Origin of the sequence: Nostoc cf. edaphicum LEGE 07299, assembly GCF_015207245.1 — a bacterium.
GTDB classification, from domain to species: Bacteria; Cyanobacteriota; Cyanobacteriia; order Cyanobacteriales; family Nostocaceae; genus Nostoc; species Nostoc edaphicum_B.
Genome location: NZ_JADEXF010000052.1, coordinates 1 through 9,863, shown reverse-complemented (window position 1 = coordinate 9,863; position 9,863 = coordinate 1). Strand labels below are relative to the sequence as shown.

General features: G+C 43.8%; 4 protein-coding genes and 1 pseudogene. 1 reads left to right on the top strand and 4 read right to left on the bottom strand.

Annotated features, from left to right (window positions below):
• Positions 1 to 13: 13 nt before the first annotated feature.
• The 4 genes from IQ229_RS02685 to IQ229_RS02670 form a co-directional block, all read right to left on the bottom strand.
• On the bottom strand, positions 14 to 3,859 hold the full coding sequence (locus IQ229_RS02685) for a porin family protein (protein WP_194041046.1): 3,846 nt from the start codon (positions 3,857 to 3,859) through the stop codon (positions 14 to 16).
• Positions 3,856 to 5,292: a DUF11 domain-containing protein gene (locus IQ229_RS02680; protein ID WP_194041048.1), complete on the bottom strand. Its 1,437-nt coding sequence runs from the start codon at positions 5,290 to 5,292 to the stop codon at positions 3,856 to 3,858. The genes IQ229_RS02685 and IQ229_RS02680 overlap by 4 nt, the downstream gene beginning before the upstream one ends.
• A 269-nt stretch (positions 5,293 to 5,561) precedes the next feature.
• Positions 5,562 to 6,125, bottom strand: a complete 564-nt coding sequence (locus tag IQ229_RS02675; protein WP_194041044.1) for a DUF11 domain-containing protein — start codon at positions 6,123 to 6,125, stop codon at positions 5,562 to 5,564.
• 177 nt (positions 6,126 to 6,302) lie between these two features.
• Positions 6,303 to 8,834 carry a beta strand repeat-containing protein gene (locus IQ229_RS02670; protein WP_194041042.1) on the bottom strand — a complete coding sequence of 844 codons (2,532 nt, stop codon included), beginning with the start codon at positions 8,832 to 8,834 and terminating at the stop codon, positions 6,303 to 6,305.
• An 829-nt stretch (positions 8,835 to 9,663) separates the two neighbouring features.
• Between IQ229_RS02670 and IQ229_RS02665 the strand changes: the two are divergent.
• Positions 9,664 to 9,863: pseudogene (locus IQ229_RS02665) on the top strand (threonine synthase); the annotation flags it as partial.

The following is a 9,863-nucleotide window of genomic DNA, read 5'->3' as shown; positions in this document are numbered from 1 at the left end:
AGTCCTGACCTTTTTATATTTCACGCCTTTGCATCCCCCTCATTGCAGCCTTGAGTTTACCGACCAAAGTTTTCATCGCTGATTCCTGTGGCTGGCGCGCTACAGGTTTTTGTTGTCCAAAGCCGTCAAACAATTCGTTGAGCTTAACCGTAAAGCCCAAATACGCGCCTCCCGCAGAACGTGTTCCTGAAAAATCTCGGTCATCAACTTTACCAAAGACGTAACCAGCAGAAACGCGCAGGTTAGGCGTGAGGTAGTAGCCTGTTTCCACAACAAAGCCTGTCTCACTGTAGCTAGACTGACTAATTACACGAGCCTCACCCACCAAATCCCAGCTATATCCCAAACGATAGGTAGCGCGTACTTGGGCCAGATTTACTGTGCTAGTACCGGCTAAATCGTTAGCTATGTAAGAGGTGCTGTTACGCAAAGCATATTTCCCATAGAATTCCCATTGCCAGTTAGGAGCGTAAATCGCTTCTAAAGCAAAGGTATGGTCTTGAGAACCCGTACCACTTCCTAACAGGATAGTCTCAGGGATGGTTGATGGATTTTGGCGATATTCATAACGCAATAAAGCATTAAATTTATCGCTATTGGGGTCGCGGTAGGCTAAACCAAGCTTGAGGTTAGCGGTATCTCGCAATCCTGAAAGCTTTTGATTGGAAGAACCGGCTTGTTGATAACGTACCAAAGCTGTGAGAGCCGGAGAAATTTTACCCGCAGCACCTGCGGTAATTACTGTATTACTACCACCAGAAGAGGAACGATGTTCATAACGGACGCTGGCTTGAAACTGCGGATTATCACTGTATTCCAGCCCAACACTGTAGCTATCGCCACCATCAAACCCGATCGCAGATGCTGATTGACCAAAGGCGTACGGTTGGGCATATTGTTGACCTGCCGCCGTGCGTCCGAAGAAGTTGCCGAATACGTGTTCGTAAGCAACGTTCAGCCGCAATCCCGAAGCAATAGTCCAGCGGTTATTTATACCAATTGCACCTTGAGTAGTCATTTCGTTAGCACCACCCAAAATTGAGTAACGACCGGTCAAGGTAGTATCCGCTCCGAGTTTGTGTTCGCCGTTGACACTCAAGCTAGTAATGGAATTACCCGAATATTGACCGCTACTGTAATACTGTTGGGCCAAACTGACGCTGACACCAGGAATTACCGCCCAATTCAACCCCAAAATGGTACGGTCTGGGTAAACAGTATCTTTTTGGGAAGATAAGCTGAGTTCATTTTGGGCTTGGAAGGTTAGGTTTTTAGCTAGAGGAACTGAAAAACGCGATCGCAATTGATCGGAATTACTACTTAAAGTACTATCGGGGATACGGTCTTCCCGACGACGATGAATCCAATCCACATCCAGAGTAGCTTTACCCAAACGTTGTTGAATCCCAGCGGAAATCGTCGTCAGTGAATTATCAACCTTGCTACCAGGTATCGCCTCATAACGTGGTGCAAACAATTCTTCAAAGGTATCTAAGGGTTGGGGAGCAATCCCAAAATTGTCTTCGTGGTCGTATTGCGCTCTGACGTTGGTAGTTGAGGTGAGTTTAGCTGTAACCTGCGCTCCATAACGGGTTTGTCCCGGCACAAAGCTGATAGTGGCATTATTGGCAAAACCCGTATCAGCAAAGCGATAATAGGCACGACCTTGAATCCCATTAGTAATCTTTCCTTCAGCTTCTAAACGGTAAGCATCACCTCTGACCTTTCCCAAAACATCAGAATCATTAGTGGAATGGGCATATTCTGCGATTAATCTACCGTTGTCACCCAAAGCAATCAGCGCATCTGCACCATAGAGTTGAAAGTCGCGCACCCCGTGATTTTCTTGAACGTAAGTTGCTCCTATCCAACTTTCCTGATTAAGTTTGCGGGAAAGATTATATTGCAAACGACCAGCATAGATGCTCCCGTCAGAGTCTTCACTGTCATATTGATAGCTAACAACAATCCGACGTACTAATACTTGTCCGGTTCGATCGATATCGGTACGAAGAATCGGTTCGCGGAATAATAAAGTACCGCGATCGTAGTCGATTTCGTAGTCTGGGCCTCGGTTTAGTTGTTTGCGTTCTAATACAGTTCCAGGACGATTGAGTTCTTCTAACTCGATAAAGACATTTTCACTACCTGCTTGTAATAGCCTGCGAGAGAGGAAGTAATAACCACTAGTACCATCAGGAGCAATGGTGTCTCGTTGAAACCCTTCTAAGTGGTCGCCATAGAAACCTGTAATTTGTAGGTTTCCTAAGTTGTAATTAGCTTTAAAACCGTGGAGTTGACGGGTGATAGAAGTAAATTGCTGCGATCGCCGCGCAAATTCTTCTGTGTTATAGTCACCCCACATCGCATAATCAGGATCGGAGCCAGGGATACGAGCTGAACGCTCAAAACGCAAAAATACACTATCAATGGAAGGAGCGACCACATCAACTTTCGAGCTATCACCGTAGACAGGATAGTTTTGTTCGCTGAATTGGTAAGTTCTAAACAGGCGATTATCGCAGTTGCAATCTTCATTGAGGCTACGAGAACTGTTGTATGCGCCTGTAAATAACCATTCTCCGATCGCACCAGTGGCAAATATCGCTGAATGGAAATCTAATTGGGTTCCGTTGTTTTTGTCAGGAGGGAGGAAATCACGGAAACTGCCATAATAATTTGTACCTCTAGCACCCAAACGTAAATCTATGACTCCAGTAACTAAACTCGGACGGAGTGCCGTTTCAAATTGTAGTTGGGTGAAAGCTTCTAAATCATTAGCGATCGCGCGAATTGTGACAGTTTCCGCCTTCAGTTGCGATCGCAACGTCGCTGTAAATTGCCCCGCTTTCGCTTCCACTTGAAATCCCGGTTCATCGGGTTTGAAGTCTTTCCCGACCAACTCCCCAGCAGTCGGTATGAGGGTGACAACAGCATCACGATTCGAGCGATTGCCAGCTGCATCGATGAATTGGCCCCGAATTGTAGCTGTAGAACGTCCATCCGCTGGGATACGAGACTCAACTGTTTCTAAAGTTAATTGCTGCGGTGCTCCCCGAACTGCGACTTGCACTGTTACAGGGGGTTCTGTTCCTCCAACAACCTGTGCAGAGATGGTGTTTGTACCTTCTTTTAACGAGACACCATACCATGTCTGCGTTACCAAATTAGTGGTAGCATCAGTTTCCGTCCGTCCCACTAAAGAAGGGTCTACCAACGCCCCATTTACCCGCAATTCCACTTGACTACCAGCGGGAAACTGCACAATTACCGTGCTAGCTTGTACGTCTACAACACTGTCAGCCGTCGGAGTCAGGATTTTGATTGCTGTAGAGATAGGGACAGTGGGGGACACGGAAAGATTTTCATTTACCCCTTGTCCCTTTGTCCCCGCGTCCTCTACTCCTGCAATCTTGCGTAATCCTCTAGGCAAACCTACAGAAGTTGCTGGTTGAAATGGTTGTATTTTTGTTGGAGAAGCATGAAATAGTGTTTCAGTATTTTTGCGTTCGTCGTTTTTATCCTCTATTCCTACTGTTTTGCCTAAGTCTCTGGGCAAATTTACAGAAGTTTTTGATTGAAATGGTTGTATTTCTGTTTCACCTAGCTGGACATTTGGAATTTCAGGAGCCGATGCTGAAAAAGTTGAGGCAAATTCGAGAGGTGGAGAATTCAAACCCTCTCTCTCTTTAATACCCTTATCTGCTTGCGAAGGTGACTCAGGGAAAAGAAGGTTTTCACTAGTGATTTCTGCTTTGACAATTGTAATTGTAGGGTACAAAACAAGGCAGAAAGCTACTGGCATTGCCCCCATCAATCTCAGGTTAAATGTAGTTAAACAGTGCAGTCTGGTTTTCATTTCTTGACTGGCTCCTGAAATGTTGGAGTGACAGCGAAGTTCATGCGTACCAAGCCACCAGGCTCTAAATGCACCAAGCGAGATTGGCTATTTCGTTCGCGGAATTTTTCGTTACGAGCTAGGGTGTAACCCGCTACACTGCTGAGGTCTAGTACACCTGTGTGGTATCCAGGTAAGACATTAGCTAAGGAGAACAAACCATTAGGATCTGTAGTGATGCGGTTTCCGTCCTCCAGAAAAATCACTGCATTGGGTACTCCAGGCTCACCACGCTGTTGTTCGCCATCAAAGTTTTTATCAACAAACACCCGACCGATAATCGTGCCACAGTCAGAAACGATTCCTGGACGAATTTTCAATTGGTGGGTTGCTGGGCCATCCTTAGTACTAAAACGGTTATCAGCTCGTTGAGCATTAACGATCGCAGTGTTGCGACCAGTACTACGCAATGCATCGGCTGTTATTTGAGCAGCGTAGGCAATATTCAAGACTTTCTCTGGGAAAATTGTTATGTCTGTGCGGAATGTCACTGTGTTACCGTTGCGTTCTGAAGCGATCGCGACTGGTTGACCATCTAGCTCTCCTTGCACTGATTTCGGCAAGAATTGGAATCCTAAAGGTAGGTTGTCGGTGACAAATATATTATTCAAACCAGCATCAGCGAGATTTCTTACCGACAGGCGGTAGATTACCGTATCTCCAGGTTCAGCAGTAGCGCGATCGCCTGTTTTGATAATCTGTAACTGATTGGCTTGACACAAATTTGTAGTGAATTCAAAGGCTAATAAATCCAGTCCCACTGTTTCTGCATTGGGAACTAAAACAACTGTTTGCTCTAGTCTGGTTTCGCCTGTAAGACTGATTGGTTGACCATCTAGAGAAGTAGCAACATATCGCACAACACCATTACCTTGTGTGCCATTGTTAGCAAGGATTTCAATCTTGACCCGCCGCTGTCTATAAATAGAATTTGGTGGTGGATTAACTACAAAAATGTAGGTTCTACCTGGATCGGTTTGACCCTTATTCGGATCGAGTAGGAAATTATAGACACCCGCAGGGTTATTCGTAACGAAGTAGGGATTACTATTCTCGTTATTTGGCGATTTTCCACCAGGAACGTTGTTATTAGGAATATCTGGTAACTCTGTTCGAGTCAAAGCAACCAAACTGCCCAATTCTATCCCCGTTGGATCGCTAGAGTTGGGTTCGTATACCCCAACTGAAAAACCTGTATAGTCAGGTAAGATTGTGCCAGCACAACCTAAAATCCGTCCTAATGGATCGAGTAAGGGGATAGGACTAACATTGATTTGCTCAGAACTTCCTTGATATTGATAATTGCTAGCAGAATCTGTATAAGTATAAGTAGCTTGATTTATTAATGGCACAGACGCAACCAGATTTTTAGTCTGTTGCGCGATCGCTGGCATAGATATAGTAGTATGCAAAAAACTTCCCAGAAGAACAGTAGCTGTTAACCGTCGCCACCAGCTACCGCTAGAAGTAATTTGCTTTTGGTTTTGAGGACGGTTCACTTACCACATCTCCTCTGAAATGTCAAGCTTGTTGTTAATAAAAGCACTTATTTATTTGGGAAAATCCAGTTAAGCTAAAACTCTTTTAAAATCTCGTTTCCAGGTGGAATCTAAAAATATTCTTGATTGCGGCTATTTTCCGAGTTAGCAAGGTGGCGTGTTAATCAGCGCACTTGGGTTTGATAAGTTGCCTTGACTGTTGTCTTTGCTGCAAGTGATGGAATCTGCAAACGGATATGAGTGTAAGCAATGGCTGGTGCTGGTTTTGTTTCCACTTTGCCGCCAGGAAGAGTAACTTTAACAGTGGGATTTTCGACGAAGCTACGTCCACCATTGATGCTGTAAATTACTTTGGCATTTTTGGCGACATTGGTAGAATTCAGCACGTAGACCATTCCTTTGGGAATAGGTTGATTAAAAGTCAAATTTTTCACTGGGCGATCACTCTGATTTTCGCCACTCAAGGTATATCGCAATACATCTCCTGGTCGTACCACAACTTGACCTTTCAAAGGTTCCCATTTCTGGCTTTGCTTACCCTGTTGATCCTGTGCCACCACTTGCTTTTCTGCTTCTAAACGCAATTGAATTTGCCCTTGAGTTTTGATATTTTGAGCAACAGCACTTTCTGAATGCCATACATTTGCGATTCCCGGAATTTGACTGACAAATGGAACTGTAGCAATGAGAGCGAATGCTCCTAAACCTGCAAGAGAAACACGCTTCATATAAATAACCTCAAAAAAATTCCAGAATGTGAATTGTTGACTTATCTTTCCCAGCTTTTGCTAAGAAAGAGTCACTCCCCTATTTGCTTGCTGTTTGGGGTTGGGGATAAGGTCAAATGGTTCGCAGACTCTTCTATACCAGAGTCTGCAAATTTCGGAGTCCCCAATCCCAACGAATTAGTTCACCTTGCGTTGGAAGGTAAATGTTCTTTGAATACCCGGTGCGATCGTGCCAGTTACAGTATCCACATACTTGGTAACATCAGTGTTTGCCGTAGTTCCAGTTTGGTCAATACCAGAGTTAGTAGCTGGATTACCACTGAAGAATTGGATGGTTGCAGTTCCAGAATCCTTTGCTGAACCAACGATGTTGCTAGTATCTATTTGACCGCTGCTATCATTGTCTCGCGCCCAGTTGTTGGGGCTTTGCGTACCATCTTCAGTAATCACAACTTTGTTAGCATTCAAAATCACATTACCGGTTCCAGATTGAGGATCGGAAATATTTGTGTATTGAATTTGGTACTCAATAATGTTTCCTGGTGCAGGCTTCTTCGGATCGGTACTGAATGTGCCATCATTCCCCTGGACTACAGGTCCAGTTCCTTGTAAGACTCGCGACATTTTCAGCAGTTTCAGGAAGCCAGTATACACGCGATCGATGGTGATATTGGATGAATCAAAGATATTATCGTTGCCAGTATCCTTAATTCCATCACCGTTGGTGTCCGTCGTGTAGTTGTCAATCGAAGCAGTGATGGGTACTGGGAAGCCTCTATTAATATCAGTAGATAACTGCGTACCTGGAGGTAAATCAACTTCCACACCATAGTTGATACTTGCACCAGGAGCAACGTTGGGGATTGTAATTGCTGTACCAGGTGTTGTAAACACTCCCGTTGTACTATTGTAAGTATAAACAGCAGACTGACTACCGTAAGTAATAGTCACCTTCGTATTATTCGGTAAATCTCCTATATTTGTTGGTTTAGTTGGCTCTATCTTCAAAACACCTGAGTCAGTACCACTGTTCTTAACTGTATTGGTGAAACCAACTGATTGAGGGTCAAGTGTAGTACCAAGTGGTGTACCAGCAGGAACGAGAGAAGATTTGTTAGTGAAATCATCGTTGGTTCCACCTGACGGCCCAGTAGCGTCCGGCGCATTTTGCGGCCCATTGAGTAACGCTGAAGCAATAGGCGCTTGCACTGTGAAGACATTCGCCTCACCGCCTGTACCAGTACCGCTGTTGTTATTACCCGTGTCAGTTCCAGTTTCTGGAGATGCTGGAGTAATAATATAGCCATCATCAACGTTGCCGGGCGGTAGAGTATCGGGAATACCATCACCATTGGTATCTGTACCTGTAGGAGGTGTCATACTACCTGGGGAACCGTCATAGTTGCTGGGATTTTGGTCGCCAGAGTCGTCGTATACTGGGAAATTGCTACTAGGTGTTTGACCAAACAATTGAGCGATATTAGCGACGGTTAAGGGTGAAGATGCAGTTGATTCAACAGCTAGCTGAATCGAGAAGCCATTTACCGTTGTACCAGGAGCGATGGAAGTAATAATCGCTGGATTATTGATAAAACCAACGCGAGTGACTGAGGCCAAAGAGGCTGGTGCTGTCGTAGTCCAACTAGCTGTATTAGCATTAGTTGTAACTAGATTAGTGGTGTAGACAGTTTGCCAACCAGGAGGTGCAGTTGGTGCTACTGCCAAATCTGTACCCGCAGGAATCGCATCAGAAACCAAAATATAGTTGCCAGCAACACCATTAACATTGATGCTTGTACCCGTCAAAGCTGCTGGTGTAATTCCCTGTCCTGTGGGATCGTTGGACTCAACTCGCAAACTCAAATCGTAGGTCAATTTATCATCTGTAATCGCAGTTGTGCCAGCATTGTTATAGCCACTGCGAACCTTCAGAATGGTGGCTAAGGCATAGGTCTTCACCGTTAAACCAACCTTAATTTGCTCGGTGGCGCTAGCTTCCCGTGTACCATTAACTGGTGTGCCAGATACCTCACCAGGACTACCATCGGGGTTATCTACGGTGAATACGTCACCACCATCAGGACTCCGCAGTTGGTTTTGAGCATCACCAGGAGTATTACCAAGAGTAACAGTAATGACATCATTGGTTTGAGCGCCAGCTTGTACAGTTACTGGCACACGTACTAACACAGTACCGTTAACCGGAACAGAAGGTGTGTCTACGCCACCTTGAGGGACGTTTATCCAAGTTTGACCACCATCAGTGCTATATTGCAGGCTATTAACTGTACCACCATTTGGTAATGTTCCAGAAACTGTACCCGGCCCAGTTGTTGTCGCTTGGTTGGGAATGTGGAATTTGGTGGGGTCATTACCTACGTTGGTCAAGGTGTAAGTGTAGATTAGTAAGTCGCCAACTGCAACATTACCGCCATTGCTATCTGCAACTCCAGACCCTGTGACGGTGATTCCAGCAACCTCTGCCACAGTGACAACGACAGTATTAGAAGTGGCATTTATAGTTGTCCCTGGACTGTTAGGATCTTCGTAGGTTGCTGTTGCAGTATTACTGATAGATGTACCCGCAGTAGTTCCGTCAGCTAATACGGGTGCGAGAAATTGGAAAAGGCTACCAGTTAATAATGCTGTTGCTACTAGAAATTGGTAAAGTTTACGCTGCTTATTTACGGATTGATTTCGACTTACCATATAAGTAGTTTGTTTGCTGAACTTGTATCTCGGATTTTGAGACAGGATAAAGTTCGGCAATTCCTTTTAAGGAATTACCGATTATGGCTGCCCAAAACGTTGAAGTTTTGGGAATGCATATTTCAGGAGTTAAATTATTGACACCCCTGGGAAATTATATTGAGACAATAACCAGAAATAGCTTGTCTAGTGGTTTTACGCTTACCCTTGAGAATCAAAGCTGGCAATCGCAAATATGTGTAATTTATTACTGTATTTTGCCCAGTTATAGATGTAAATAGCAATGTAGCTTTTAAAGCAAAAAAAAATCTTCCGTATAAATAAGTAACTTCTTGAGCTATGAATGAGTGCATCAAAGCTGAAAAATTAACTTTATTGTGGCAACACACATAGCAATTTTAGTGGGTTGATTCAGATGCTAAAAACACTAAAACTTATATATACAAATGTTTTTGAGTCTTTGTTATCAGAAATATATACTGCTCTAAAGAGTTATTTAGATAAAAAAATTGAAGGTTAACTAAGCGATTTAAATCGCTTAAAGAGGATAGCAATTTCAATAAATGCAATTTCGTCATGCAAAAATGCGATTTAATCATAACGTTTTCCAGTGTTAACACTGAATAAAGTAAGCTATTTTATTTTTTCATAACATTACTTGTATGCGTGTAAATACTAAAAGTAGAGATTACTAGTATTAAAGTTTTACAAGAATCATTCCTCTCAATACCAAACATACCCGATATTTTTAGTCGGGTATGTTTGACTGGTATTTTTGCTCGTGTTAGTATCAGGCGACAAGTGACAGACAAACAGGGAAAGCTAGTTTATGACTCAGGCAATCAAAACCCAAACCCAAACCCAAACCAGCACTGCCTACTTTCAAGCCTTGAAGTGTAAGGAATGTGGTGCGGAATATGAACTCAAAGCCAGTAATGTTTGTGAGTTATGTTTTGGCCCGTTAGAAGTTAAATATGACTACAACGCCCTACGTCTGACTGTCACTCGTGAAACAATTCAAGCTGGGCC